The organism is Streptomyces celluloflavus (assembly GCA_000720995.1).
GTDB lineage: Bacteria > Actinomycetota > Actinomycetes > Streptomycetales > Streptomycetaceae > Streptomyces > Streptomyces celluloflavus.
This window is the reverse complement of record JOEL01000011.1, coordinates 26773-52963: the sequence shown is the minus strand read 5'-3', so window position 1 is coordinate 52963 and position 26191 is coordinate 26773. Positions and strand designations below refer to the sequence as shown.

The 26191-nt window shown below is 70.6% G+C and carries 25 protein-coding genes and 1 pseudogene; 5 read left to right on the top strand and 21 right to left on the bottom strand.

The genetic code is table 11. From position 1 onward, the window contains the following. Positions 1 to 6: 6 nt before the first annotated feature. The 5 genes from IH09_RS12050 to IH09_RS12030 all read right to left on the bottom strand — a co-directional run bounded on the left by IH09_RS12050 (position 7) and on the right by IH09_RS12030 (position 5833). Positions 7 to 801, bottom strand: a complete 795-nt coding sequence (locus IH09_RS12050) for a DUF6585 family protein (RefSeq protein WP_052856175.1) — start codon at positions 799 to 801, stop codon at positions 7 to 9. Positions 802 to 901: 100 nt separating this feature from the next. Next, entirely contained in the window at positions 902 to 2494 is a 1593-nt protein-coding gene (locus tag IH09_RS12045; protein WP_052856174.1) for an alpha/beta fold hydrolase, read from the bottom strand. Positions 2495 to 3041: 547 nt separating this feature from the next. After that, entirely contained in the window at positions 3042 to 4415 is a 1374-nt protein-coding gene (locus IH09_RS12040; protein ID WP_052856173.1) for a carotenoid oxygenase family protein, read from the bottom strand. Then, on the bottom strand, positions 4412 to 5134 hold the full coding sequence (locus IH09_RS12035) for a TetR/AcrR family transcriptional regulator (protein ID WP_052856172.1): 723 nt from the start codon (positions 5132 to 5134) through the stop codon (positions 4412 to 4414). Before IH09_RS12035 ends, IH09_RS12040 begins: the two co-directional genes overlap by 4 nt. A gap of 189 nt (positions 5135 to 5323) precedes the next feature. After that, a complete protein-coding gene (locus IH09_RS12030) occupies positions 5324 to 5833 on the bottom strand; it encodes a GtrA family protein (protein WP_094791187.1) in 510 nt (169 codons plus the stop codon). Positions 5834 to 5929: 96 nt separating this feature from the next. On the opposite strand from IH09_RS12030, the gene IH09_RS12025 reads away from it, so the two are divergent. After that, on the top strand, positions 5930 to 7012 hold the full coding sequence (locus tag IH09_RS12025) for a mannose-1-phosphate guanylyltransferase (RefSeq protein ID WP_052856171.1): 1083 nt from the start codon (positions 5930 to 5932) through the stop codon (positions 7010 to 7012). 55 nt (positions 7013 to 7067) lie between these two features. Continuing rightward, positions 7068 to 7922, top strand: a complete 855-nt coding sequence (locus IH09_RS12020; protein WP_052856170.1) for a polyprenol monophosphomannose synthase — start codon at positions 7068 to 7070, stop codon at positions 7920 to 7922. Here the strand turns inward: IH09_RS12020 and IH09_RS12015 are convergent. From IH09_RS12015 to IH09_RS11990, 6 genes and pseudogenes are all read right to left on the bottom strand, one after another. Then, complete coding sequence (locus tag IH09_RS12015; RefSeq protein WP_052856169.1) at positions 7849 to 8115, bottom strand: hypothetical protein; 267 nt, start codon at positions 8113 to 8115, stop codon at positions 7849 to 7851. The genes IH09_RS12020 and IH09_RS12015 overlap by 74 nt on opposite strands. Before the next feature lie 481 nt (positions 8116 to 8596). Continuing rightward, positions 8597 to 10219, bottom strand: a complete 1623-nt coding sequence (gene wsfD / locus IH09_RS12010; protein ID WP_190233266.1) for a glycan biosynthesis hexose transferase WsfD — start codon at positions 10217 to 10219, stop codon at positions 8597 to 8599. A 643-nt stretch (positions 10220 to 10862) separates the two neighbouring features. Beyond that, a pseudogene (locus IH09_RS12005) lies at positions 10863 to 11177 on the bottom strand (GtrA family protein); the annotation flags it as partial. A 97-nt stretch (positions 11178 to 11274) separates the two neighbouring features. Beyond that, positions 11275 to 12111 (bottom strand): alpha/beta fold hydrolase, encoded by an 837-nt coding sequence (locus tag IH09_RS12000; protein ID WP_052856166.1) that lies wholly within the window; start codon positions 12109 to 12111, stop codon positions 11275 to 11277. A gap of 301 nt (positions 12112 to 12412) precedes the next feature. Then, on the bottom strand, positions 12413 to 12865 hold the full coding sequence (locus IH09_RS11995) for a nuclear transport factor 2 family protein (RefSeq protein ID WP_052856165.1): 453 nt from the start codon (positions 12863 to 12865) through the stop codon (positions 12413 to 12415). A 296-nt stretch (positions 12866 to 13161) separates the two neighbouring features. Next, complete coding sequence (locus tag IH09_RS11990) at positions 13162 to 13887, bottom strand: TetR/AcrR family transcriptional regulator (RefSeq protein ID WP_052856164.1); 726 nt, start codon at positions 13885 to 13887, stop codon at positions 13162 to 13164. 248 nt (positions 13888 to 14135) lie between these two features. Between IH09_RS11990 and IH09_RS11985 the strand changes: the two genes are divergently transcribed. After that, positions 14136 to 15020 (top strand): alpha/beta fold hydrolase, encoded by an 885-nt coding sequence (locus IH09_RS11985; RefSeq protein WP_052856163.1) that lies wholly within the window; start codon positions 14136 to 14138, stop codon positions 15018 to 15020. Positions 15021 to 15258: 238 nt separating this feature from the next. Here the strand turns inward: IH09_RS11985 and IH09_RS11980 are convergent, their stop codons facing one another. The 8 genes from IH09_RS11980 to IH09_RS11945 form a co-directional block, all read right to left on the bottom strand. After that, positions 15259 to 17478 (bottom strand): ATP-binding protein, encoded by a 2220-nt coding sequence (locus IH09_RS11980; protein ID WP_318279437.1) that lies wholly within the window; start codon positions 17476 to 17478, stop codon positions 15259 to 15261. Positions 17479 to 17673: 195 nt separating this feature from the next. After that, the gene (locus IH09_RS11975) at positions 17674 to 18309 is read right to left on the bottom strand and encodes a DUF6879 family protein (RefSeq protein WP_052856161.1); all 636 of its coding nucleotides are present in this window, start codon (positions 18307 to 18309) and stop codon (positions 17674 to 17676) included. Beyond that, positions 18302 to 18571 (bottom strand): hypothetical protein, encoded by a 270-nt coding sequence (locus IH09_RS11970; RefSeq protein ID WP_052856275.1) that lies wholly within the window; start codon positions 18569 to 18571, stop codon positions 18302 to 18304. The genes IH09_RS11975 and IH09_RS11970 overlap by 8 nt, the downstream gene beginning before the upstream one ends. Positions 18572 to 18827: 256 nt before the next feature. Continuing rightward, the gene (locus IH09_RS11965) at positions 18828 to 20180 is read right to left on the bottom strand and encodes a dicarboxylate/amino acid:cation symporter (RefSeq protein ID WP_052856160.1); all 1353 of its coding nucleotides are present in this window, start codon (positions 20178 to 20180) and stop codon (positions 18828 to 18830) included. 409 nt (positions 20181 to 20589) lie between these two features. Then, entirely contained in the window at positions 20590 to 20880 is a 291-nt protein-coding gene (locus tag IH09_RS11960; protein WP_052856274.1) for a DUF4229 domain-containing protein, read from the bottom strand. A 104-nt stretch (positions 20881 to 20984) separates the two neighbouring features. After that, complete coding sequence (locus IH09_RS11955; protein WP_052856159.1) at positions 20985 to 21509, bottom strand: GNAT family N-acetyltransferase; 525 nt, start codon at positions 21507 to 21509, stop codon at positions 20985 to 20987. 48 nt (positions 21510 to 21557) lie between these two features. Then, positions 21558 to 22724: an aminofutalosine synthase MqnE gene (mqnE, locus tag IH09_RS11950; protein WP_052856158.1), complete on the bottom strand. Its 1167-nt coding sequence runs from the start codon at positions 22722 to 22724 to the stop codon at positions 21558 to 21560. 180 nt (positions 22725 to 22904) lie between these two features. Beyond that, positions 22905 to 23363 (bottom strand): Lrp/AsnC family transcriptional regulator, encoded by a 459-nt coding sequence (locus tag IH09_RS11945; RefSeq protein ID WP_052856157.1) that lies wholly within the window; start codon positions 23361 to 23363, stop codon positions 22905 to 22907. A gap of 96 nt (positions 23364 to 23459) precedes the next feature. Here IH09_RS11945 and IH09_RS38970 point away from each other — a divergent pair, with 96 nt between their 5' ends. Further along, positions 23460 to 23627: a hypothetical protein gene (locus tag IH09_RS38970; protein ID WP_172450433.1), complete on the top strand. Its 168-nt coding sequence runs from the start codon at positions 23460 to 23462 to the stop codon at positions 23625 to 23627. Here IH09_RS38970 and IH09_RS11940 read toward each other — a convergent pair. Beyond that, positions 23624 to 24346 carry a UbiX family flavin prenyltransferase gene (locus tag IH09_RS11940; RefSeq protein ID WP_172450431.1) on the bottom strand — a complete coding sequence of 241 codons (723 nt, stop codon included), beginning with the start codon at positions 24344 to 24346 and terminating at the stop codon, positions 23624 to 23626. The two genes, IH09_RS38970 and IH09_RS11940, sit on opposite strands and share 4 nt — an antisense overlap. A 144-nt stretch (positions 24347 to 24490) precedes the next feature. Here IH09_RS11940 and IH09_RS11935 point away from each other — a divergent pair, with 144 nt between their 5' ends. Further along, a complete protein-coding gene (locus tag IH09_RS11935) occupies positions 24491 to 25084 on the top strand; it encodes a rhomboid family intramembrane serine protease (protein ID WP_052856156.1) in 594 nt (197 codons plus the stop codon). Between the two features lie 136 nt (positions 25085 to 25220). Here the strand turns inward: IH09_RS11935 and mqnP are convergent, their stop codons facing one another. Beyond that, positions 25221 to 26123 (bottom strand): menaquinone biosynthesis prenyltransferase MqnP, encoded by a 903-nt coding sequence (gene mqnP / locus IH09_RS11930; protein ID WP_052856155.1) that lies wholly within the window; start codon positions 26121 to 26123, stop codon positions 25221 to 25223. Between the last annotated feature and the right edge of the window lie 68 nt (positions 26124 to 26191).

Genomic DNA, 26191 nt, shown 5'->3' with positions numbered 1-26191 from the left:
CCGCCGCTACTCCGCCAGTCCGCGGGTCTCCTCGATGAAGTCGCGGAACACCGCGGCGTTCGGGACGGACACGACGAAGGAGCTCGGACCCTTGGGGGCGCCCGTCTGCCGCTGGAAGCGCAGCAGGACATCCGAAGTGGGGCTGATCCTCGTCTCCTTGAGCTGGGACCAGTCCAGCAGCACCGGTGGCCGGTCCTTGTCGGCGGCGGGGAAGCGGATGCCGGTGCGGGTGACGGCGACCGGCCCCACCGGAACCTCGCCGTTGGCGTCCAGGGCCGCGTTCAGCGACTCGAACAGCCGCGGGCGGATCTCCTCCTCGATCGTCGAGGCCAGCTCCGACTGGCGCAGGACGTGCATCAGCACGATCGGGGGCTTCCCGTCCGACGGCCAGATCGTGAGATGCCCGTACTTGGTGGTGGACTCGATGCCTCCGCTTCTGAACTTCACGTCGGACTGCTCGTACACCTGCCTGCTGGCCTCGACGTCCTCCCAGAGCAGCGTGACGGGGTACGCGTTGGTGTGGACGAAGAGCAGCCCGTTCTCGTACACGAGGATCAGCCGTATCCCCGTGCGGGGCGGAATCCGGCGCAGGCCGACGAAGATGCCGACGGCGATGGCGGCCAGCACGGGGACGTAGAGCAGCGGCGTCTCCAAGAGCACGTACGCCACCACGGCGATCATCATGTACGGGACGACCAGCCACTCCGTGTGGCGCAGGCGGCGGCGGACGCGGTAGACGTTCCACCGCTCGCCCAGGCCCTTGCGGTCGGCCACTGTGTCGTATTGCTCCAACTTGCCCACGGCTCTTCCCTCTTCCCCTGTGTGGTGCGCGGCGTGGTCCGCCCCCACGCCATCCGGCGCTCACCGAGAAGGATGCCGTTGATCAGCTGACGGTGACCAGCTAATCGTTCTGCTTGATGCAGGTCCGGTCCTTCGCGGGCAGCTTGCCCGTGGCCAGGTAGGCGTTGACCGTGTCGTCCACACAGGTGCTGCCGTAGGCCCCGTAGATCGCGTGCCGGTTGGCGCCCTTGAGGGTGAGCAGCTTGGAGCTCGGCAGCTTGTGGTGGAGTGCGACGCTGCCCGTGTAGGGGGCGCGCGGGTCGCCGGTGGCGGCCACGATCAGCGCCGGGGTGTCGTGTCGCACCTGGGTGGGCTCCTCACGGGGCCGGTCCCAGAAGGCGCACGCGCCGATGTTGTTGGTCAGCGGGCCGAACAGCGGGTGCGCGGCGCGGCTGCGCTCGATGTCCTGCCAGTACTGCTCGGGGTCGCGCGGGGCGGCCACGTCGCCGCACAGGATCGCGGACTGCATGCTGCCGGCGGGCGAACCCTCGCTGGTGAGGCCCAGCCGAAGGACGGCGGCGAACTGCGCGGACAGCCGGGTCGGCTGCTGCCCGTCGGCGGCCTTGGCCAGTACGGACACCTGCTCGCCGAGGGCCTTGCGGTCCTCCTCGGTGTCGCTCGCGATCCCGGAGTTGATGACGAAGGGCGTCTGGGAGCTGTCGAGCCGGAAGACGTCGGGGGCGGTGCCGACGGTCAGCGGGCGGCGCGAGGACGCCTCGACGATGCGGTTGACGGTGGCGAGCACCTGGGCGCGGGTGCGGCCGAGGCCGTAGGTGTCGTGGCGCGCGGCCGCCCAGGCCGCCCAGTCGGCGAGTGCCTGGTCCTGCTCCTTCTCGACGCCCTTGAACAGGCGGGGGTTGTAGCGGCTCGGGTCGATCGCCCCGTCCAGCACCACCCGGTCGTAGCGGCCGGGGAACATCTGGGTGTAGGCCGTGCCCAGATAGGTGCCGTACGAGTAGCCCAGGTAGGAGAGCTTCCGTTCGCCGAGCGCACCGCGGATGACGTCCATGTCGCGGGCCGTGTTGCGGGTGGTGATGTACGGCAGGACCTTCCCGTTGGTGGCGCGGCACTTGTCGGCCAGGCCCTTCTGGAAGGCGACCTGGCGCTCGAAACTCGCCCGGTCGGGACCGGCCGAGCGGATGGAGGGGCCGACGGACCAGCCGCAGTCGAGCGCGTTGCTGCGGCCGACGAAGCGCGGGTCCATGCCGATCAGGTCGTAGAGCGCGCCGGCCTCCTTCATCGCCGGGCGGATCTGCGCGGGGACGGTGAGGCCGGACCCGCCCGGACCGCCGGGGTTGAGGAGCAGCGGGCCGACCCGGTGGCGGGTGTCGGTGGCCTTGAGCCGGGATATCGCGACGGTGAGGGTGCGGCCCTTGGGGTCGGTGTAGTCGAGTGGGACGGTCACCTCGGCGCAGCGCGCGCCGGCGTTCTCCAGCGCGCGGCCCGACGCGTCATCCGGGCCCAGAACGCAGCTGCGCCAGTCGAGGCGCTGGTGGTAGTAGCGGTCGAGCCCGGTCCCGGACGCCGCCGCGCCGCCGTCACGGTCCGGGGCGGCGGTGGCGGCGGTGGCCATGGCGGGGGTCGCGGTGAGGCAGGCGGTGAGGGCGAGGCCCACGGCCGAGGCGCGGCGCGCGGCGGCTCTGAGGGTGGTCACACGGTCTCCTTGGGGGGTGCGGTCGGTGACACGGGAGGTGTCGGTGGGACGGAGGGGGCGGCGGCGCGGGAGGTGTCGGCGGCACGGCATTCGGTTGCCGTGACGGCGAGGGGGCTTGTCCGGCACGTCCGGTGCCGTTGCGGTGCGGCCCGGCATGGTCAGTGCCGGGCCTTCGGATGCCGGGCCCGGTCGGGTGCCGGTCCGGTCAGGAGCCGGGCCGTCGCCCGTCCGTCCCGAGCCTCAGCCTTCCACCGCACCTGACCTCGCATCATCACTCTCCGGCAGGACCGGCCCCTACCGCATCGGCGTTAGATCCGCTACGGGCCATGGCACCTGAGAAGTACGGCGGCGGCCCCGCCCTACCGCAGGAGGCGCAGCCGCCGCACCCACCCCAAACCACCGGTCCACTAACGCACTTGGGCAACCGGCGGCGCGTCCCCCGCGCCCCGCACCCCCCGTATCCCCCGCACCCCGTATCCCCCTGTCCCCGTGATCCGCTACCCGGCCGAGCCCCGCCGCCGGCTCACCACTCGGCTCACCGCTCGGCTCACCGCTCCTCGCCCGGTACCCAGTTCCCGTGCAGCCCCAGCGGCACCCGCGCCGGCAGATGGATCCGCGCCACGGGCTCCCCGGTGAAGTCCTGGGCAGAGAGGATCACCAGGTCGGAGGCGCCGCGCTCCGGGTTGAAGACGTACGCCATGACGTATCCGTCGTCCTCCGCGGTGGGTGACTCCGCGGCGACGAACACGCCCTCCCCCACCGCCCCGTCCCGCCCGAACTCATGCGCCTCGGTGGTCCCGCGGTGCAGATCGTGCTTGAGCAGCGCGTTGCTGAACCCCTCGTCCGGACGGTCGTCGTCGGGTCCGGCCGGCGGCGCGTAGAGCTCGACGGCGGCGGCGTACCCGTAGCGGTAAGGACGCCCCGTGTAACGGGAGTTGAGGCGGGGGAACTCCTGCACCCGGTCGTCCATCCGCTCTTCCCGCACCTTCCCTCCCCTGAGGTCGATCGTCCAACGGTCCAGAGTGGGCCGGCTGGACCCGATGTTCCTGATGTCGAACCCTTCCGGGTGCCGGACGACATCGATGACGATCTCCGGGCCGTTCCCGCCCACCCCCTCATACGCGTTGAGGGTGTGCCCCACCAGGCACGGCGCGATCTCGAACCACCGCACCGCACCGCCCTCGCGCGGCAGCACGCCCACCCGCGCCCCGCGGTCGCCGTCCCAGCGGAAGGGCACCCCCGTGTGCAGATGGGCGGCGCTGAACACCACCGGCGAGTCGAAGACCAGCACGTAGTTGTCGGTCAGCGCGAAGTCGTGCATGTACGGGTTCCCGGGCGCCGGGATGTCGGTGGTCCGCACGACCTTCCCGGCCTCGTCCATCACGATGTGCTGCACGATGTCGGACCCGTAGAGGAACGCGAGCGAATGCAGTTGGCGGGTGCGCGGATCGAAGAGGGAGTGGGCGTTGGCGCTGTACCCCTCCGGGGTCGCCCCCAGGTCGCAGGGGCCGACCGTGTCCAGGTCATAGGTGAGTTCGTACGGGCGGATACCGCCCTCGATGAGCGCGAAGGTGCGGCCCGCGAGTCCGGCGACCTGCACGTTCGGGGAGATGTCCAGCCGTTCGTCCACCTGGTGGCCCCGTCGCGGCTCGCCGAGCTGGTCGGCGACCGTACCGGAGCGCACCCAGCGGTTGCGGTACCACTCGGCCCGCCCGTCCCGGATCCGTACACCGTGCACCATCCCCGCACCAAGGGTCCAGATGTGCGCGGCGGGGTCCTCCACACCGAGCGGATTGGGGCCGATGCGCAGATAGCGGCCGTTGAGGTGCGCCGGTATCCGCCCGGTGACGGGCAGGTCGTACGCCGTGACCTCCTCGGCTACGGGTGCGAAGTTGCCCGACAGATAGCGGTTGACCGTCATGACTGCTGCCCTTCTCGCGCGGCGGCGGAGGTGGAGGGAGAGGAGGCGGATTTCTGAACGGCATCGGGGACGGCATCAGGGCCGGGCTCGGGGACGGACACCGGGATGGACTCGGGGTCGGTGCTGAACGCCCGTCCCACCGCCGTCATCAGGGCGGCATAGCGACGGGCCGCCGTATCCCCCGTGAAGTGTCCGGCGATCTCCAGGCTCACCGCGCCGTGCGACGCGGCCCAGAAGATCTTCGAGATCTCCTCGGCGTCGCCCGGCCGGAAGACTCCGGCGTCGATGCAGGCGGCCACGGCCGCGGCCGAGGCGTCGAACGCGGTCCCGGCCACGGCCAGGGCCTCCGCGCTCGGCCGGTAGCCGGGTACGGCCTGCTCGAACATCACCCGGTAGTAGGCCGGTTCGGCCAGCGCGTGCTCCCGGTAGGCCGTCCCGAGCTGGGTCAGATGCGCCAACGGGTCGTCCACGGCGGGGACTCGCTCCTGCGCCCGCCGCAGACGCGCGAACCCCTCCCGGTACAACGCGTCGACCAGCCCCTCCTTCCCGCCGAAGAGGGTGTAGAGGACCTTGGTCGACGAGCCGATGTCGGTGGCGATCCGGCGCATCGTCAGGGCGGCGGGGCCCTCCGTGACCAGCAGATCGATGGCGCGGTCGAGGATCGTGGTGCGCACGGATTCCTGACCGGCGCGCTGGGCGTCTTGGTAGAGCGTGCTCATGAGTAACAACGTACCCTACGGGTAACGCTGTTACCGCCCGGGTGTGCGAAACGTGGGCGGGGTGACGTTTCACACCCGCCGTCGCGCTTCAACCGGAGCTTCGCCGGCCGCCCTTGGGGTCCGGGCTGCGCGGCACCGCCCTCGCGGTTCGGACGGCAGCCGGCGCCCCGCCCGTCCCACCCGTCCCGCTCAGCGGGAGCTTTTCGCCAGGCGCTCTTCGGGGGCCGTGGGCAACGGCGGCTGCGGCTGGTCCGGTTGCTTGAAGACCAGCGTGCGGTACGTCCAGAAGCGGAAGAGCGTGGCGATGCCGATGCCCAGGAACTTGAAGATGTTGTTCTGGAGCGGGCTGTTCCAGTCGAAGGCGTACGTCGCGGTGTAGAGCACGCCGTTCTCGATGACCAGGCCGATGGCGCTGAAGACCGCGAACAGCGTCAGCTCCTTCGCGCGTCCGCCGCTGTCCCGGTCCCGGTAGGCGAAGTAGCGCAGGCCCAGGTAGTTGAAGGCGATCGCGACGACCGTGGCGATCACGCTGCACCGGACCACCGCGAGATCGGTCACCGCCCGGCACAGGTTGAACGCGCCCAGGTTGACCAGGACGCCGAGGCCGCCCACCGTGCCGAACTTCGCGAGTTCACGGACCAGGCGGCGCAGCCGTCCGCCGGCACCGTCGCGCTCGCGTATGGGACTCAGGGGGCTCATTCGTTCCTTCTCTGGACGACATCCGATTTAGGCGCATAAGCAGCATGTAGTGTAAACGTTTGTGAAAAAATCTCATCTGGCTGACTGGGGACTCGCGTGACGGAAGCGGTACTGCTAGTGGGCGGCAAAGGCACTCGCCTGCGGCCCCTGACGGTGAACACCCCCAAGCCGATGGTTCCGGCGGCCGGAGTGCCGTTTCTGGCGCACCAGCTCGCCCGGCTCAAGTCGGCCGGGGTGGACCACGTGGTCCTCGCCACGTCGTATCTGGCCGAGGTGTTCGAGCCGTACTTCGGTGACGGGTCGGCGCTCGGACTGCGGCTGACCTACGTCACCGAGGCGGAGCCGCTCGGCACGGGCGGCGCCATCCGGTCCGCCGCCGACGCCCTGACCTCGGCGCCGGCCGAGCCCGTGCTCGTCCTCAACGGCGACATCCTCACCGGCCTCGACATCGCGCACCTGGTGGAGCGGCACGAGGCGGCCCGCGCCGCCGTCACCCTGCATCTGACCCGGGTCGAGGACCCGCGCGCCTTCGGGCTCGTCCCCACCGACGAGACGGGCCGGGTGCTCGCCTTCACCGAGAAGCCCACCAGCCCCGCCGAGATCGTCACCGACCAGATCAACGCCGGTTGCTACGTCTTCCGCCGGGAGGTCATCGACGCCATCCCCACGGGCCGTCCGGTCTCCGTGGAGCGCGAGACCTTCCCCGGCCTGCTGGCGGACGGGGCCCACCTCCAGGGCGTCGTCGACCGCACCTACTGGCTGGACCTGGGCCGGCCGGACGCCTTCGTCCAGGCATCCGCCGACCTCGTACGGGGCGTCGTGGCCTCCGCGGCCATGCCCGGCGAGCCCGGACCGTATCTGGTGCTGCCGGGGGCGAAGGTCGCCGCCGGCGCCAAGCTCGGCGGCGGCACGGTCGTCGGCGCGGGCGCCGAAGTGGCCGAGGGCGCCGTGGTCGAGGGCTCGGTCCTGCTGGACGGCGCGCGCGTCGCGGACGGCGCGTGGATCGGCGACAGCCTCGTCGGCGCGGGCGCCCGGATCGGCGCGCGCACCGTCGTGGACGGCGCCGTCGTCGGCGACGGCGCCCGGGTGGGCGCCGACAACGAGCTGCGCAAGGGGGTCCGGGTGTGGTGCGACACGCGCCTGCCGGACGCCTCCGTCCGCTTCTCCGCCGACTGCTGAACCCGCCCCACCGCACTTCCTTCCGTGGCATGCACGGACCCGAACTCTCCGTGGCATGCACGGACCCGTAGAAAGCACCGAGCACGTGGCTACCACCGCACCGGCCCCGCACACCGCGCGGCTCCCCGCACCGCTTCCCGACGCCTGGGCCCGTACCGCCCTGACCATCGTGATGCCGACCTACAACGAGGCCGAGAACCTCCCCGGTATGGCGAAGGAGCTGATGGCCCTCGGCCTGGAGGGGCTGCGCCTGCTGGTCGTCGACGACAACAGCCCCGACGGCACCGGCCGGATCGCCGAGGAGCTCACCGAGCAGTACCCGGGCCGGATCGACGTACTGCACCGCACCACCAAGGACGGTCTGGGCCGGGCGTACGCGGCCGGTATGACCCGGGCCGTGGACGACGGCGCCGCCTATGTGCTGCAGATGGACGCCGACGGCAGCCACCCCGTCGAGTACGTACCGCAGATGCTGGGCAGCGCGCTGTCCACCGGCGCCGGCCTGGTGGTCGGCAGCCGCTATGTGTGCGGCGGCCGGCTGGCCGAGGAGTGGGGTCTGCACCGCCGGCTGCTCTCCCGCTGGGCGAACCGCTACGTCAGCACCGTGCTCCGCACCGGACTGCGCGACGCCACGGCCGGCTTCGTCCTGTGGCGCGCCGACGCGGTCCGCGCCGCCCGGCTGGACCAGGTCCGCTCCAGCGGCTACAGCTTCCAGGTCGAGCTCAAGTACCAGGCCGTCGGCGCCGGATTCACCGCGCTGGAGATACCCATCCACTTCGAGGAGCGCCAGATAGGCGCGTCCAAGATGTCGGCCGCCGTACAGGTCGAATCCGCGATCATGCCGTGGCGCATCCGGCTCGACGGGATACGGGCGCCCGGTGGGGGGAGCGGTCGGCCGGGCCGCAGGTGAGCGCCCCCGGCGCCACGACCATGCCGTCCGGCCGGCCGGAATCCGTCGCCTCGGCGAACTGCCCGAACACCGCCTCCGCGGCCTCCAGCCGGGCGACCTCGGCATCGGTCTCGGCGAGCTTCTCGCGCAGCCGCCCGGCGCGTTCGACCAGCGCCACCCGCCGCTCCATCGCCCGCACCGGCACATCCGCCATGACCGCACCTGCCCGAAGCGGATGTCCCCGACAGAGGGCATGAGGCGGCCGTCGCCCGGCAGAACGACTCCGGCGAACAGGCGCCGCGATGAACGGCCACCCGGCCTGTCACGGCACTTGAAGCGCCGACTGATCCGGTCACGGTGCCACGGCTCCCGCGCTCGTGCGTGAAGCCCTCCGCGTCGACGGTCACTGCGACGCGGGCGAGGCCGCTCCCATGGAACCGGGCTGCGCCCCCGGGCGGCCGAGTGCGCCGTCTTCGGAGTGGGCAACCACCGCTCTCGAAAGGCGGCGCGCCGTTCGTTGGTGAGGCGAAGGCACTTCGCCTGGTCTGCCGCGCCCGCGGATCCCGACGGGTGGCCAGGGGGCGAGCGACACGGTGCGCAGCAGTACGACCTCGGCCGGGCGGCCCGGAGAAGTGGTTCCTCCGGGCCGCCCGGCCGACGATCGACGTCGAGACGAGCAGTTCTGCCGTGGCCGTCTACGACCAGCTGTTCTCCGGGATGTTGCTGGCGGCTGAGGGCCTCGGCAACACCCTGGTCTGGGACGGCACCGCCAGGGCCGGCTGCTGTCTGCGGATCCGGCCGGCGCAGAAGACCGTCAGCAGCACGGGCAGCAGCATGAGCGTGGAGAACGATGCGAAGACCATGTGCTTCTCGTTCTCTATGGCCTCGGCGAAGGCTGCGATCAGGTATTGCGAGACAGCGGCGGTGACCAGGAAGAGGAGCATCGTGCCCAGTGACCGGTCCAGGTGGGTGCCGCCGCGACGCAGTCCGCGGCGCAGTGCCCGCAGTCCGATCCAGGTGGACCCGGCCCATAGCGGTACGAGCAGGAAGAGCCCGGCCCCCTTCACGCTTTGGGCAGCGGTGGTGAAGAAAGTGACGCGGTGTTCCTGTTCCTTGGGCTGCTTGTGGGCGCTGGGCGCGTAACTGCCGAGGTAGTCGGGGCGCAAGCCGAGCAGTTGCTGGCCGCGCAGCTGCGCGACCTCCAGTGCGCGCCCGGGGTGGTGCAGCCAGTACTGGGCCACGTTGCCCAGGGTCAGCTGGTCCTGGAACTCCTGGTAGCGCGGGTCGCGGGAGATCTTCTGGCGATGGCTCCAGAAGTGGTAGCCCGCGTACTTCGACCATTCCTGCGGGAGCCCGAGGAACTCCAGGTCGCCGGCGGTGTCGTGCTTGCCGTCAACGATGCCGGAGAAGATGGTGTCCACGGGGTTCATGCGTATGTAGCGGTCGTGGGTCTGCTGCGACTGGTAGCTCAGTGCGCCTACCGTGATCACCCCCAGCGCGGCCACTGCCCCCAGCACACGCGGCGCCAGCAGCCGGGCCACCCGTCCGCGCAGGTTGCCTATACGGACCGTGCGGAGCAGCAGGATGGCCATGACCGGCACGGTCAGCACCAGCAGCTGGGTCTTGGAGCCGACTGCCAGCATGCCACCGCCCCCGATCATCACCAGGGCGGGGAAGCCGGCCATGAAGCCGCGGCCGAGCAGCGGGATTCCGGCGCAGATGAGGAGGATGCCCAGCACGCCGACGGCTTCTCCGACCGGGGAGGCGAAGTAGTCGAAGTAGGCCGCGTCCGCGACGATCAGCCACACCAGCGCGGCGATGGCGACGCGGGCTGCCAGGCTGACCCGGAGTGCCATCGCCATCGCGGCGATCGCCACGCTCGCGATGAGGCAGCAGATGAGCCCGACGGCGAGCAGGTTGACCTCGCCCTTCAACCCGAGCAGGTGGGTCAGCGGACGCCCCAGGTCGAGCAGCAGCGTCTGGCTGGTCCAGTACGCCTCGACGGTGTTGGTGCACTGCACCGGATCCGGGTTCAGCTCGGCGAGCAGGAAGGAGTAGAACCGCGGGAACCCGTGGGTCTCCGGGATCAGGCCGAGCGTGCAGGTGGCCCGATACCCGTCACCCTGATTGGAGGCCCCCACCGGTACGGGTACCAGATAGCGAAACAGGAAGAGCCCGAGCGAGACGGCGAAAACGACCAGCCCCAACAGGGCGGTCGCCCGAGGGGAGAGTTGGACACCCCGGGCATACCACCGGGGGCGTCCGGATGCCGCGCCGCCAACCTTGGCGTGCTTACGGGACGAGCCGCGCAGTGTCATCGGCCACCTCGCACCCGCGTCGCGAAGGCCGGCACCCGCAGCGGGGCCTGCCGCATCCGGGACGGCAGCTCGGCCGACACCCCCGAAGCACCGTGCCGGCGCTGTCCTGCGCAACGCAGTGAGACCTGGCGGAGGGCGGCACACTCACCGCCCGCAGCCGGGTACGTGAGCGTGCCCCTGCAGTCGGCGACCTTGGAAAGTATCGATGCGGGGCGGATGGCACGTACTGCGTACCGGCGGAGCGGGAGGAGTGCCTGCGCAGCCGTCGAAACCATCGGCCTCGGGGCGCTGCACGTGCGTGGTCTTCGCCGTATCCCCCTACCACTGACCGGCCGTATCGCTTCCCGCACGTCCCCATCCTTGCGTCAAAATAGAGTAATAATTTAATGAATCTACCCTAAGTGAGCTATTTGGGGATCTTGCGCAGGATGTGAGACAGAGGGAGCGAGTACACGCTTCGTCCCCAATCAGACGAAGCATCCAGAGATGCGCCAAGGCTCGACGGGCCGCATGCGGTCAGGGGCGGCCGTGCCCGGGGAGAGGGTCGCCTCTGGCTGTGCGGCTGATCGCGGAGGGGCGTGATGCGTACGACTCGGACTCCGGCCCGGGGTCAGCGCAACTGGTCCGCCGGTACGTTCCGGGGTGTGGGGAGCCCGATACCCGGGAACTTGAAGATGTTGCTCTGCAGCGGTCTGTTCCGGTCGAAGGCGTACGTCGCCACGTGGAGCACGCCGTTCTCGATGACCAAGCCGACCGCACTGCAGGCCGCGAACAGCACGAGCTCCCTCGCGCGGCCGCTTTTGTCGCAGTCCCGGTACGCGAAGTACCGGAACCCCACGTAGTTGAGGGCGATGGCGACGACCGTGGCGATGACGTTGCATCGGACCACCGCAGCGTCGGTCACGGCGCGGCTCAGGTGGAAGACACCCAGGTTGACCAGGACGCCGAGCCCGCCCATGGTGCCGGACTTCCCGAGTTCGCCTATCAGGCAGCGCAGCCCGCCGGGCCACCGACGGCGTCCCCAGCCGACCGGTGCCACCGGGAACGGGGGCCCGTCACCCGAGCGTGTCGAGGATCGCCGCTACCTCGTCGGGCCGGAGCTGCACGCCGACGTGGCCGGTGTCCACGGTGTGGACCTGGAAGGGGTTCCCCGGTGTCAGCGCGTCGGCCTCGGCGATCATCCGGTCCTGCATGGCGAGCGGGATCGCCCGGTCCTGGGCGAAGCGGATATAGGTGCGGGGAATCCGGCCCCAGGTGCCGGCCTGGACGCGGGCATCGGCGGTGAGGACCCGCGCGGAGTCGGCGGGTTCGAGGATGTTCAGGCAGGCCCGGAACTGCTCATCGGTCGCCTCGGCCATCAGCCCCTCCTTGGCCATGTGCAGGAACTGCGGGTCGGCCGAGCGCCAGTTGACCAGGGCCGAGCCGACGTTCCGGTGCCCCAGGGTCTCCAGGTAGTCGGCCACGCTCGGCAGTTGGACGCAGCACCACGCGGAGACGTACACGATCCGGCTGATCAGGTCGGGCACCGCGTTGCCCACACCGCTGATGACCGCCCCGCCACCGCTGGTACCCACCAGGACCACCGGCCCGTACTCCGCGACCCGGCGCACCGCCGCCACGACGTGGGTGACGTTCTCCTCCCACGTCACCCCGGCCAGCGGTGACGGCTGCGCCGAGAAGGACTCCAGATCCTGCGGCGCCTGGTAGGAGAGCGGGAAACGGGCGTCCATACCGTGGCCCGGCAGGTCAACGGCGAGCGCGCGATGTCCGAGCAGCGCAAGCCGCTGGAGAACGGGCGACCACGCGTAGGAACTGCTGTGCGCACCGTGCACGAGCACGAAGGTCGGCCGGCCGTCCCGGCGCGATACGCCCTGTCGGCACTCCTGGACCATGCGGGCTCCTCTCGACGGGAGAACGGGCTCGATTCGACGGGAAAACGGGCTCGATCACCCTGGCATACCGTCATCCGGCCCGGCTCGACGGTGGCCGTGGCCGCATCGGGCTCCGCGCGGTCGGCGTCGCGCAGTTCGGCCGGTAACTCGCCGGCGGTGCCGGATCTGACGGCGAGGACGAGGCGTGGGCGAGGCGGGGCGCCTTTGCGCAGCCTGCCGGGTACGCCGCTCGGCGGCGGCTGCCGCGCCGAGGATCGCGCGCCCCTCGCCCGCGGAGATCCGTCAGAAGCCCCAGGACCCGTCAGCGGACCTCCGACGGTCCCGCCGCGAACGCCTGGGCGACGGCGAGGCTGTCCTCGTAGACATGGTGCCGGGTGACAAGGCCGCCTTCGACCGTGAGGTGCAGGGCGAAGCGGGCGCTGTAGGAGCGCCCGGTGGACCGGGCGGTCTGGCGGATCACGCCGAGTACGACCGCATCATCGCCGTCGATGAGGATGCGCTCGATCTCGGTGGCCGCCCGCCCGGGGACGTGGTGCTCGGCGAGCTCGCGGTAGTGGGCGGCGGCGTCGGCGCGGGTGGTCCGGTGGCGGATCCACGGGGTGGCCGCGCGGCCGTGCTCCGCCGCCGGCCAGTCCAGCTTCCAGTCGCCCCGCTCCGCGTACAGCTCGGCGATCCGCTCGGGGTCGCCCTCGCCGATCCGGCGCAGGAGCTCCTCCACCACGGTGCGCGTGGTCGTGGGGGTGGCTGTGGCCATGGTTGATGCCTCCAACGTGGCGGCCGCGTCGGACCGACGCGGCGAGATCACCATTCTTGTCGGCGACGGCGGTCCGCGACGATTACCCCCCAGGTAAGCGTCCCGGGTAAGTGTCCCGGGTAGGCGCGCATCACCGTGATCCACGCTGGTGCACACCACCGCGATCCGCACTCGCGGCGGGCCCCGTCCGGACCGAACGGCCGGTAAGGCGCCGCCCGTTCGTCCGATGTGCGGGGCACGGCCCCGCGAGTGGCCCGCCGGAGCGCACCGCGGCCGGCCGCCGGACCCACGGCCCGTCACGCCTCCGGCGCCCACCGCTCGCCGTCCATCAGCCGCCCCAGCCCGGCCCAGGCGAAATTCATCAGCGTGGCGGCCGTGTCCTTCGCCGCCGGACGCTGCCGACCCCTTTCCCCTTCCTGTTCCTGTTCCTGTTCCGCCGAAGCGTCCTCGTCCGTACGGACGTTGGCCCACTCCGCGAGCGACTCGGCCGCGCCGACCAGCGCATGCGCCAGACCGGCCACCTCACGGTCGGCCAACTCGCCCACACAGCCCGCCTCCTGGGCCGCCGCGCCGATCAGCTCCGTCACGAACCGCACGATCTCCGCCCGCATCGCGGCCACTTCGAGGGCGAACGGCTCGCCGTGCGTGCGCGCCTGCTGATGCAGCACCGCCCAGCCGTCCGGATGCTCGGCGGTGTGCGCGAAGAAGCCCGTCAGCCCGCTCCACAGCTGGCGGTCGGCGGGCGCGTCCGGTTCGACGGCCGCCGTCACCGCCTCGACCAGCGCCGCCGACTCCCGTCGGATCACCGCGCTGAACAGCTCTTCTTTCGAGTTCAGATAGAGGTAGACGAGCGGTTTGGAGACCCCGGCCACCTCGGCGATCTCATCCATCGAGGCCGCCCGATAGCCACGCCGCGCGAACGTGCGCACCGCGGCGTCCAGCATCTGCTGCTCCCGCACCGCCCGCGGCACCCGCTTGCTCTTCACAGCACTCACGCCGCACGCCCTTCCAGCCCGCCCCATTTACTGCAAAGTAAGTTTACGATCTCCGCTCTCCGCCACCCGGCCCTTGACCCAGTCCTGGGCAATGCGAGACGATACGTCTCGTCACGCGATGGCCGCGGCAGCCGCCACCACGGCTCCGTCGCAGGCGCCGTTCCGCCGTTCCGCCACCGTTCCGATCCGTTCCACCGTTCCGTCCCACCGCCCCCCCGAAGCCAGCTTCCGAAGCCGGCCCCGGAAGCCGTTCACCGCCCCGGAAAGGCCGCCCCATGCAGCAGCAACAACAATTCATCGACACCGCCCCGGGATTCCGTCTGTGGACCGAACAACTCGGCCCCGTCGACGCGCCCCCGCTGCTCCTGATCGCGGGCGCCACGATGCCCGGCCCCGGCTGGCCCGAACCGCTGGTCGACGCGCTCGCCGCCCACCACCGCGTCATCCGCTACGACCACCGCGACACCGGCCGCTCCACCTGGGCCTTCGACGAACGGCCGTACCGCATCACCGATCTCGCCCAGGACGTGATCGCCGTCCTGGACGGCCTCGGCATCGGCCGGGCCCATATCGTCGGGCTGTCCCTCGGCGGCATGCTGGCCCAACTGGCGCTGGCCGACCACCCGGACCGGCTGCTCAGCGCCACCCTGATCGGCACCAACGCGCTCAGCACCGCCCCGTACACCCGCCCCGACGGCACCGAGATCCCGGCCGCCGACCTGCCCGGCATCTCGCCGGAGGTCCTGGAGATGTGGGCCCGCCCCGTCGAGGACCACGGCCCGGAGGCCGAACTGGACCGCCGGGTCGCGCACTGGCGCCTCCTCGCCGGGCCCCAACTCCCCTTCGACGCCGACTACTTCCGCGATCTCGAACGCGGCATCATCGAGCACACCGGCCACTACACCTCCTCCACCGCACACGGCCGCGCCGACCACTCCGGCATGCTCCGCACCGAGCAGCTCGCCGCGAACGAGATCCCGACCCTGGTCATCTCCGCCCCCGCCGAACCGGTCTTCCCGCCCCCGCACCCGCACCACCTCACCCAGGCCATCGGCACCGCACACCTCGTGGAGATAGCGGGCATGGGCCACGCCCTCCCCCCGGCCGTCCACGCCCCACTGGCCGGCGCCTTGCTGCGGCATACGGGGGCTACCGCCTGAGCGGGGGGAATCGCCGGCCCCGAGCCCGTGGGCCCACCGCGCCGGGACGCACACCGAGTACCTGGAACACGGTGAGCCACCGAGGCTCCGCACAACGGCTGACGCAGTGAGGCGGGTCCGTCCCGATGGCACCGTCCGGATCGGCGGTTGGGCGTTCAGCTCGGCTCGGGGACGTCGTGGATCGTGTCGGACGGCCCGGGGGACCGCCCGGAGCCGCTACCGCCGCAGCGCGGCATGATCAAGGATTTCGTTCCCCGGACCCCCGGTCCGCGCGCGCCCGCAGCCTCGCCGCTCGTGGGTCGTCGAACTCGGCGATCAAACGCAGCACGTCGCTCCAGCACCGACGGGCCTCCTCCGGGCGGTCGGCCCGGAGGGCGGTGGCCAGCGCGTCCAGGGCAACGGCCGCGTTCCAGGAATCTCCCAGCTCTCGGTGGACGGCCGCCGCCCGCCGGTGAAACGCCGCCGCCTCCTCGTCTCTCCCGAGCCGTGCGTACACCTCTCCCGTACCGTGCCAAGCCAGGGCCTCGCGACTGCGATCCCCCAGGCGCCGATGCAGCACGGCTGACCGCTGGTAGGACTCCAAAGCCACCCCGGGCCGGCCGAGCGCCAGCTGCGCGGCACCGAGCGTCAGCAGCCAGAACCCTTCCAGCGTGTGATCGCGCAACTCCAGCGCGATCTCCACCGCTTCCTGCGCCGCCCGCAGTCCCTTCTCGGGTTCACCGCGGTCGAGATGCACGGCGCTGAGAACCGCCAGCGCATCGCCCACGCTCGCGCTGTCTCCCTGCTCGCGGTGCGCGACGACGGCCTCCCGCACATCGTCGGCCGCTTCGGTCAGCAACCCGGCATCGTGCCGGGCTCTGCCACGGTTGGAGAGGACAACGGCCTGCCAGCCAGCGTCGGCCAGTTCCCGGAAGCCGGCCAAGGCGCCCTGGAACATGCTCTCGGCTTGCGGCAACCGCCTCCTGCGGAGATGCAGCAGGCCGAGTGCGTTCAACGACACCGCCTCGCCGTGCCGGTCGCCCAGTTCTCGCCAGATCCCGAGCGCATCCTCGTGGTGACCCAGGCTCTCCGCGGGGCGATTGATGCGCCGGTAGATGATCCCCAGGCCGTCCAGGAGCCTGGCCTCCCACCAGCGGTCGCCCGTCCGTCGCACGGCACGCAGGCCGATCTCGCCGATGGGCAGCCACTCCGCGGCCGGGGCGGACGGCGGCTGCCCATATCGCCACACGGCAGCCAGCCGCCAGGCGTGACCGTCCCTGCCGGCGTCCTCGGCGGCGCGCACAGCGGGCAGTATGTTGGCCTGCTCGCGCTCCGACCATTCCACTGCCTGGTCGTAGCCGGGGAGGGACAGCGGTTCCGTGCTTTCGCCGTGTTGCGGTAGCGGCACATGCTCTTCGTCCGGTGCGATCCATCCCTGCGCCGCATCCGCCATGCGCAGATACCAGTCCAGCAGCCGGCCAAGGGCCTCACCGCGCGAGTCGTCGCTCTCCTCCTCTCGCACGCGGTCCACCGCATAGACGCGCAACAGGTCATGGAACTCATACCGGTCCGCTGCGGTCTGTTCCACCAAGTGGGCGCCCACCAGTACGTCGAGCACCTGCCGGGCACGCCGCACGCTGATGCCCGCCAGCGCGGAGACCGCGCCGGCTCCGAGGTCGGGACCGGGATGCAGCCCGAGCAACCGGAAGACGCGCGATGCCTCGGCAGGCAGCGCCCGGTACGACCAGGCGAACACCGTCCGCACCGCTTCGGCTTCCTCCTCGTCACCGGAGCTGAGGGCATCCCACAGTGCCGATTCGTCCCGCAGGTCGGCGATCAGCTCTTCCAGCCGCATGTGCGGATGGCTCGCCGCCCGCTCCGCCGCGATACGCAGGGCCAAGGGCAGCCTCGCGCACAGGCGCGAAAGCTCTGACAGCTTCTCCTCGTCGTCCTGCGGACGGAACCCGGCCGTCACGACCCGCAGCAACGCGACGGCCGCTTCCTCGGGCAGGGTTCCCAGCGTGATGCGGTGCGCGCCGTCCCGTATCGCCAGTCCCGACAGCCGGTTGCGGCTGGTCACGATCGTCAGACATCGATCACCGCCCGGCAACAGCGGGCGGACCTGGCTGACGGTGGAGGCGTTGTCCAGGACGACGAGAACTCGGCGGTCGGCCAGCAGGGACCGATACAGCGCGGCCGCGGCCTCCGCGTCCGGCGGCACGGCGTCGGAGGGAACGCCGAGCGCAGTGAGGAAGCGATGCAGTGCTTCCCCCGCGGTCACGGGCTCCTGCGGATCGTAGCCACGGAGGTTGAGGTGGAGTTGGCCGTCGGGAAAGCGGTCCCGGACCTGGTGGGCCCAGTGCAGGGCGAGCGACGTCTTGCCCGCTCCCGCGGTACCCGCGATCACGCAGATGGAGACGACCACGGGTTCGCCGTCCCGGCCCGGCAGCACCGCGTCCAGCCGCTCCAGTTCGTCCACGCGGTTGACGAAGCCCCTTACGTCACCGGGGAGTTGACGTGGCGGTGAGGTTCCGCGGTCCCGGCTCCCGTGGTGGTGGAAGTGCACCCCGCCACTGACATTCCCCGCTTGCACCACATCGCGGGACGTCCCCGACATCTCCGACCAAGTGCTACCGGGAGGCTCCTCACTCCCGCGGCCGTTCCCGCTGGTCAATCAGTCCTCTTCCCGTCCGAGGCCCGGCCGGGGGAACTGCGACACATACCGGTCGACACAGGAGACCACGTCCTCACCGTTCTCATAGAGAGACGCGATGAACCTCTCCCAGCTCTCCGCGAGCCCGGCGTCGGTGAATCGCCTGCCCCCTTCCAGCACGCCCGCCTCGGTATAGACGACCTCGTAGAGCACCCGCCCGCCGATCACCACGACCTCCGGCAGCAGGCGGGCCTTCTCCCACGGGCGCACTCGCTCGGCGTCGACGACCCGGATACCCATACCGGCCTTCGCCTGCACGCTCAGTGCGTGCAGCTCCCACCACATATAGGGAGTTGGCGGCGCCTCCACCACACGGACACGGCGGAACGGCGCGCCGCGCTGCTCGTCCTCCCGTGCGATGGCCAGCCAGCGGCCGCGCTCCTCATCCAGGAGCCGCAGCGCCTCGTCCCAGCGGCCCTGGCCGAGCGCATCCCGACTGGGATCGTTCCGCTCTTCGAAATGCTGGCGGCGCTCGAACTTCCAGGACACGTGATCACGCGTGGCGCTCTCGCGTTCCGCGAAATCGCTGTTGTAGAGGTCCAGAGGAAGGTAGACCCCGCGCGATGGATCAAGGTGCAGGGCGTCGAGATCAAGCATCGGGAATATCCGGCTTCGCCAACCGCAGCATGCGCCCAGGGATGATGACGATGCGCTCGTCCGGTGCGACGGTGACTCCCCCGGGAAGACGCGAGCTGTACGTCTCCGTGTGATCCCGGCCAATCACCGCGATATCCCCGTTGTCCAGTTCCCAGATGTCCGGACAGCCGCTCTTGTCCTTTGATTCCCCCGACTCCTGGGCCGACTTCCCCAGCCGCCGGGCGAACGAGGCTGAGGGGTCGACTTCCCACCCACGGTCCATGGCCGCCTCCGAGTTCACCGATCCGGACAGGTCCACCACACTAGTGACGCGGCTCACATCAGGACAACAGCGCGTCCGAGGCCCCTCACACCTGGCGACGAGAAGGCCGCAGACACCAGTACCAGGTAACTCACGGCATTCGACCCGGCGTGCCCATCCTTCGGTAACTCCACCAACGGCGTTATGGACCGGCAGCGCACACGAATGCGCCCCGGCCTTGAAAAAAGGCCGGGGCGCATCCACGGAAGAACTCAGGCTAAGCAGCAGCCGCCACGGAGACCTTCTCCTCCACGCCGTCAGCGACGGCCGTGTCCAGGCTGATGTCCGCGGCACGCCCGTACGCCTCGTGATCCAGGATCTTCTCCTTGGCGGAGACCAGGATCGGGATGACGACCTGACCGGCCACGTTGGTGGCGGTACGCATCATGTCGAGGATCGGGTCGATCGCCATCAGCAGGCCGACGCCCTCCAGGGGGAGGCCCAGGGTGGAGAGGGTCAGGGTCAGCATGACCGTCGCGCCGGTCAGGCCGGCGGTGGCGGCCGAGCCGATGACCGAGACGAAGGCGATCAGGAGGTAGTCGCCGATGCCCAGCGGGACGTCGAAGATCTGCGCGATGAAGATCGCGGCGATGGCCGGGTAGATCGAGGCGCAGCCGTCCATCTTGGTCGTCGAGCCGAACGGCACCGCGAAGGAGGCATACTCCTTCGGCACACCGAGGCGCTCGGTGACCTTCTGGGTGACGGGCATGGTGCCGACCGAGGAGCGGGAGACGAAGGCCAGCTGGATCGCGGGCCAGGCGCCCTTGAAGAACTGGAGCGGGTTGACCTTGGCGACCGTGCCGAGCAGCAGCGGGTAGACGCCGAACAGGACGATGGCGCAGCCGACGTAGATGTCGACGGTGAAGGTCGCGTACTTGCCGATCAGGTTCCAGCCGTACGTCGCGATCGCCTTGCCGATGAGGCCGACGGTGCCGATCGGGGCGAGGCGGATGACCCACCACAGCGCCTTCTGGAGCAGTTCCAGCACCGAGCGGCTGATCTTCAGCACCGGCTCGGCCTTCTCACCGAGCTGGAGGGCGGCGATCCCGGCGACGGCCGCCATGAAGACGATCTGGAGGACGTTGAGTTCGGTGAACGGCGTGACGACATCGGTGGGGACGATGCCGGTCAGGAAGTCGATCCAGGAGCCGGCGTGCTGCGGGAGCTTGCCGTCCTTGGGGGTCAGGCCGGTGCCCGCGCCGGGGTTGGTGATCAGGCCGATGGCCAGGCCGATCGCGACGGCGATCAGCGAGGTGACCATGAACCACAGCAGGGTGCGGGTGGCGAGCCGGGCGGCGTTGTTGACCTGCCGCAGGTTGGTGATCGACACCAGGATCGCGAAGAAGACGAGGGGGGCGACGGCCAGCTTCAGCAGCTGGATGAAGAGGTCGCCGATCTGCTTGAGGGTGGCCGTGAGCCAGCCGACGTCACCGCTCTTGGCGATCCAGCCGAGCAGCACGCCGAGGACGAGGCCGGCCAGGATCTGGGCCCAGAACGGGACCTTGGGTATGCGGAACTTGGAAGTCTTGGGGGCCTGGGACGAGGCCGGGGTCTCGGCAGACGTGGACAACGGACACACTCCGGGGACAGGTGACGGCGTCGGGAAGCGGTGAAAGGGCGCCAGGAGGTCCGTACAGGGATCTCCGGCCGCTGTGCGGGGTCAGCGGCGGCAACAGGCCGCGGACATGCAGCGGCAAAGATCAATGTGCAGGCGCGCCACGAGCGGAACGCTCATGGGGAAGGCGGGCGCGGCTGCTGTCTTCATGTCAGGTACGTTAACACTTGAACTTTGAGGGACCCAAAGAAGATCTTTGAGATCTCACGGCGCGGACCGCGGAGATCTCAGCGCTCGGACGCCCCGCGCCCACCGGCCGCCCCATCGGTACGTCCCGGAAGCGCGGTACGCCCCGGAAACACGCAGCCGCCCCGCCGCGGAGCGGAACTCCACGGCGGGGCGGCTGTCGGGTGTGTGCGGCGTCTTACGACAGCCCGTCCTCCTGGCTGGCGTTGGCCGCGAGCCGTTCGCGCTGGCGGTCGACCTTGGACACGATCTGCTCGGACATCGCGTCGCGCTGCTTGCGCAGCAGGACGAAGCTGAGCGGTGCGGAGATGACGATGGCGAGCAGCAGCAGCCAGACGGTGCTGGAGCTGCCGACGCCGAGCGGAATGATCCGGAAGTAGGCGAGCACCCACACCACGGCGAACGACGCGACGAAGAGGCCGATGCGAAGGGCGGTGTAGCGGAGCGTGGCGAACTTGTGGCTACTCACGGACGGGACCTTCTTCTCAACGGCAACCAAAGGGTCACCCTCCAGTCAAGCACAGCGGCCCGCGTGATCTTCCTGACCCCCGTCGGCGGCCCGCGCCCCGCGGCTCAGTGGAGTTCGAGCCACATCGTGACGTCGTCACGGAGGTCGCCGTCGGCGACCTTGATCGCGCCGGGCACCCGGCCGACCTCCTTGTAGCCGCAGGCGGTGTAGAAGCGGGAGATGCCCGTGCCGCCGCGGCAGGTGAGCCGTATACCGGTGATGCCGTCGAGGGTGCGGGCGGCGTCGGCGACCGCGGCCATCAGCGCGCGGCCGGTGCCCCGGCCCTGCTCGGAGGGGTGCACCATCACGGTGTACACCCACAGCCAGTGCCGCATCAGCCGGTGGCTGTTGAGGTTCAGGAACGCCGTCGCCAACACCCGGCCGGCCGCGTCCCGGCCCACCACCAGGCGCTCGCGCCCCTCGGCCATCGCCGCCAGATGGCCCAGCAGGTCGGGGCGGACGTCCTCGGGCGTCACCGGCGGGACGAAGCCGACGGCACCGCCGGCGTTGCTGACATCCGTCCACAACGCGCAGATCCCGTCACGCAGTTCGGGGGTGACGGAAGGGTCCAGGTCGAAGCGCACGCTCATGACCTGGACCCTAGACCCGGCCACTGACATCGTCAGCGGCAGCCCCGGTCAGAGGCGCATCGGCTGCGGCGCCTCGCGGCGCGCCGCGTCCGGGCCCGGGTACTCGCGGATGATCTCGTAGCGGGTGTTGCGCTCGACGGGGCGGAAGCCCGCGTCGCGGATCAGCTCCAGCAGGTCGTCGCGGGTGAGCTTGTTCGGCGTGCCGTAGTTGTCCGCGTCGTGCGTGATCTTGTACTCGACGACCGAACCGTCCATGTCGTCCGCGCCGTGCTGGAGCGCCAGCTGCGCGGTCTGCACACCGTGCATGACCCAGAAGACCTTGACGTGCGGGACGTTGTCGAACAGCAGCCGGGAGACCGCGAAGGTCTTCAGCGCCTCCGCGCCGGTCGCCATCGTCGTGCGCGCCTGGAGGCGGTTGCGGACCTTGCCGTCCTTCATGTCCACGAAGTCGTGCTGGTAGCGCAGCGGGATGAAGACCTGGAAGCCGCCGGTCTCGTCCTGGAGCTCACGCAGCCGCAGGACGTGGTCCACCCGGTGCCGGGGCTCCTCGATGTGCCCGTACAGCATCGTCGCCGGGGTCTTGAGCCCCTTCTCGTGGGCGAGCCGGTGGATGCGCGACCAGTCCTCCCAGTGGGTGTTGTGGTCGACGATGTGCTGGCGGACCTCCCAGTCGAAGATCTCCGCGCCGCCGCCGGTCAGCGACTCCAGACCGGCGTCGATCAGCTCGTCGAGGATCTCGCTCGCGCTGAGCCCGGAGATGGTCTCGAAGTGGTGGATCTCGGTGGCGGTGAACGCCTTGAGGGAGACCGTGTCGGGCAGCGCCTCCTTGAGGGCGCTGAGCGAGCGCGGGTAGTAGCGCCACGGCAGGGTCGGGTGCAGACCGTTGACGATGTGCAGCTCGGTGAGGTTCTCGTTCTCCATCGCCTTGGCGAGGCGGACAGCCTCCTCGATGCGCATCGTGTACGCGTCCTTCTCGCCCGGCTTGCGCTGGAAGGAGCAGTACGCGCAGGACGCGGTGCACACGTTCGTCATGTTGAGGTGACGGTTGACGTTGAAGTGGACGACGTCGCCGTTCTTACGGGTGCGCACCTCGTGGGCGAGCCCGCCCAGCCATGCCAGGTCGTCGGACTCGTAGAGCGCGATACCGTCCTCGCGGGTCAGCCGCTCTCCGGCGTGGACCTTCGCCTCCAGCTCACGCTTGAGGCCCACATCCATTGACGCAGCCATCCGGTCGCCTCCCAGTATCTCTGCCGTGTCCGTCCGGTAACTCGTGCCGCTCCGGCGCCGGAATCGGGCGTGGAGCGGGCTCAGCCGAGCCTACTCCCCCGTTACCGGAGCGGACGGGACCCCCTCGACGGGCCCCGTCCGCCCGGCCCTCCCGGTCCGTGCCCGGGGCTACTCGGCCTCTCCGGGCAGTTCGCCGACCCGGTTCTCCCACTTGGTGGAGAGCACGATCGTGGTGCGGGTACGGGAGACGCCCTTGGTGCCGGAGAGCCGCCGGATGGTGCGCTCCAGCCCGTCCACGTCGCCCACCCGCACCTTGAGCATGTACGAGTCCTCGCCGGCGATGAACCAGGCGTCCTCGATCTCGGCGAGGTCGCGCAGCCGGCGTGCGACGTCCTCGTGGTCGGCGGCGTCCGACAGCGAGACGCCGACCAGCGCGGTGACGCCGAGCCCGAGCGAGGCGGCGTCGACCGTCGCGCGGTAACCGGTGATCACACCGGCCGCTTCGAGGCGGTTGATCCGGTCCGTGACGCTCGGACCGGAGAGGCCGACGAGCCGGCCGAGCTCCGCGTAGGAGGCCCTGCCGTTCTCGCGAAGTGCCTGGATGAGCTGCCTATCCACCGCGTCCATGCCCTCAAGCCTTCCAATCTTTACGCGTTTTCGAGTTCTGCATGTAGAATCTAAGGCATACAGGCCCTCGGAGCCTGCGATTCACCCAAACGATCAATGACGATCTTCACAGGAGTTGTCACCGTGTACTCGATCGAGATGGCCTACGCCCGCATGCGCGAGCTGCAGGACCAGGCCAATCGTTCACGTGCCCACCGCCCCGCGGCCCCCCGCGCCCGGCGCCTCCTCGGCCGCGCCGCCGCAGCGGCCGCCAAGAAGCGCTAGGGAGCGTCCGGGGCCGCTCCCTTGGAGCCGCCCCCCAGCTCCCCCTCCCACCGCCGGAACAGCCCGTGCGGCACCTCTGCCGCATCGAGCACCCGGCCCGCGACGAAGTCCACCAGATCCTGGATGTGTGTCGCCCCCGCGTAGAACGCGGGCGAGGCGGGCAGCACCACGGCGCCCGCCTCGTCCAGCGCCACCAGATGCTTCAGCGTCGGCCCGTTCAGCGGGGTCTCCCGCACCGTGACCACCAGCCGGCGGCGCTCCTTGAGCGTCACGCTCGCCACCCGCTGGAGCAGATCCTTCGAGAGTCCGAGCGCCACCCCGGCGACGCACGCCGTGCTCGCCGGGACGATCAGCATCCCCTTGACCGGGTACGACCCGGACGAGGGCCCGGCCGCCAGATCCCCGGCCGGCCAGTACCGCACGTCCGCCAGCGCCGCCTCGGGCACCTCGAACGTCTCCGGTTTGCCGTCCGCCCCGCGCGCCAGCCACTCCCGCAGATCGGCGCGCCAGTGCGCGTCCCGGAAGGCGATCCCGGTCTCGTCCAGCAGGGTCAGCCGCGACGCCCGGCTGACGATCAGGTCCACCGCCTCCCCGGCGGCGAGCAGCCCGCGCAGCACGGACGCGGCATACGGCGTACCGGACGCGCCGGAGATTCCCACGACCCACGGACGGCGCCGGCCGGGGTCCTGCTGACTGGTGTTGTTGTGCGGCGACTCCACGGCATCGAGCCTATCCGCCGGAACCATGGACCCGGTCACGGCCGTTCCTCCCCTTGACACCCCCAGGTGATTGACTCACCCCTGGCGGCCAGGTCCGCCCGGCACGGCCCGCGACAGGTACGGCACACGGAAGGAAGACCGGACATGGCCTCACGCGCGAAGCCCGCGATCTGTCTGATGCTGGGCTGGGTCGGGCTGCTCTGGCTGCTGGAGGGCATCGACGTCATCAGCGGGAACGCCCTGGACGCCTTCGGCATCCAGCCGCGCGACCCGGCGGCCCTGCTCGATGTGATACCCGCCGCCTTCCTGCACTTCGGCTTCGGCCACCTCGCCGCCAACACCCTGCCGCTGCTGGTGCTCGGCTTCCTCGCCGCGCTCCGCGCCGGGCTGCGCCGCTTCCTCGGCGTCGCCCTGCTGATCATCGTCATCAGCGGCCTGGGCGTCTGGCTGACCGCGCCCCCGCACAGCAACACCGCGGGCGCCTCCGGCGTCGTCTTCGGCCTCTTCGGCTATCTGCTGGTGCGCGGCTTCATCGAGCGCAAGGTCCTCGACATCGGCATCGGCCTGATAGTCGCCGTGCTGTACGGCTCGATCGTGTGGGGCGCGCTGCCGACCGACAGCGGGATCAGCTGGCAGGCGCATCTGTTCGGGCTGATCGGCGGGGTGCTGGCGGCGTTCGTCCTCCGCCAGCGGCGCCCCGTACCGCTGCCCGCGGGCGGCGTCCGGTTCGCTCCGTAGCGGCAGGGCACGGCAGGGCACGACACGGCTCAGAACAGCACGGACACGGAACAGCACCGTGGCCCCGGTTCCCGTACGGATACGGGGACCGGGGCCACGGCGGCCGCGCACCCGGGGCCCCGGGTGCGCGCAACGTTCAGACCGTGAGGCCGCGCACCAGCAGGTCCAGCAGCGCGAAGCCGAAGAGCGCGATGCCGATGAAGCCGTTGACCTGGAAGAACGCCCGGTTGAGCCGGGACAGGTCGTGCGGCCGGACGATCGTGTGCTCGTAGACGAACGCGACGGCGACGACCACCAGGCCGATCCAGAAGCACACCCCGGCACCGATGGCCAGCGCGTACCAGACCAGCAGGGCCGTGGTGACGACATGGCAGGCGCGGGCGCCGTGCAGCGCGGCCGGGATGCCGAAGCGGGCCGGCACCGACTTCACACCGTGCGCGCGGTCGGCCTGGACGTCCTGGGTGGCGAAGATCAGGTCGAACCCGCCGATCCAGACGCCGACCGCCAGCCCCAGGATGACCGCGTCCCAGGACCAGGTCCCGGTGATCGCGATCCACGCGCCGACCGGCCCCATCGCCTGGGCCAGGCCCAGGATCGCGTGCGGGAAGTTCGTGAAGCGCTTGCCGTACGGATAGACCACCATCGGGATCACCGCGACCGGTGCCAGCGCCAGGCAGAGCGGGTTGAGCAGCGCGGCCGCGCCGAGGAAGCAGACGACGGCGATCAGCGCGCCGGTCCACGCCGACTTCACGGAGACCGCGCCGGTGACCAGCTCACGGCCGGCGGTGCGCGGGTTCCGGGCGTCGATCTCCCGGTCGATGATGCGGTTGGCGGCCATCGCGAACGTCCGCAGGCCGACCATCGCGACGGTGACCAGCAGCAGCCGGGTCCAGTGGACGGTCCGGTCCCACTGGAACATCGCGGTCAGCGCGGCGATATAGGCGAACGGCAGCGCGAAGACCGAGTGCTCGATCATCACCAGCCGGAGGAACGCCTTGGTCCGGCCCGGCTGCGGGACCGCGGCGGCGGCACTGGTCACAGCCCGTACCCCGGTTCGCCCTCGCGGCGGCGGGGAAACCCCGGCTCCGGCCTGCCGTTCTCCCGATC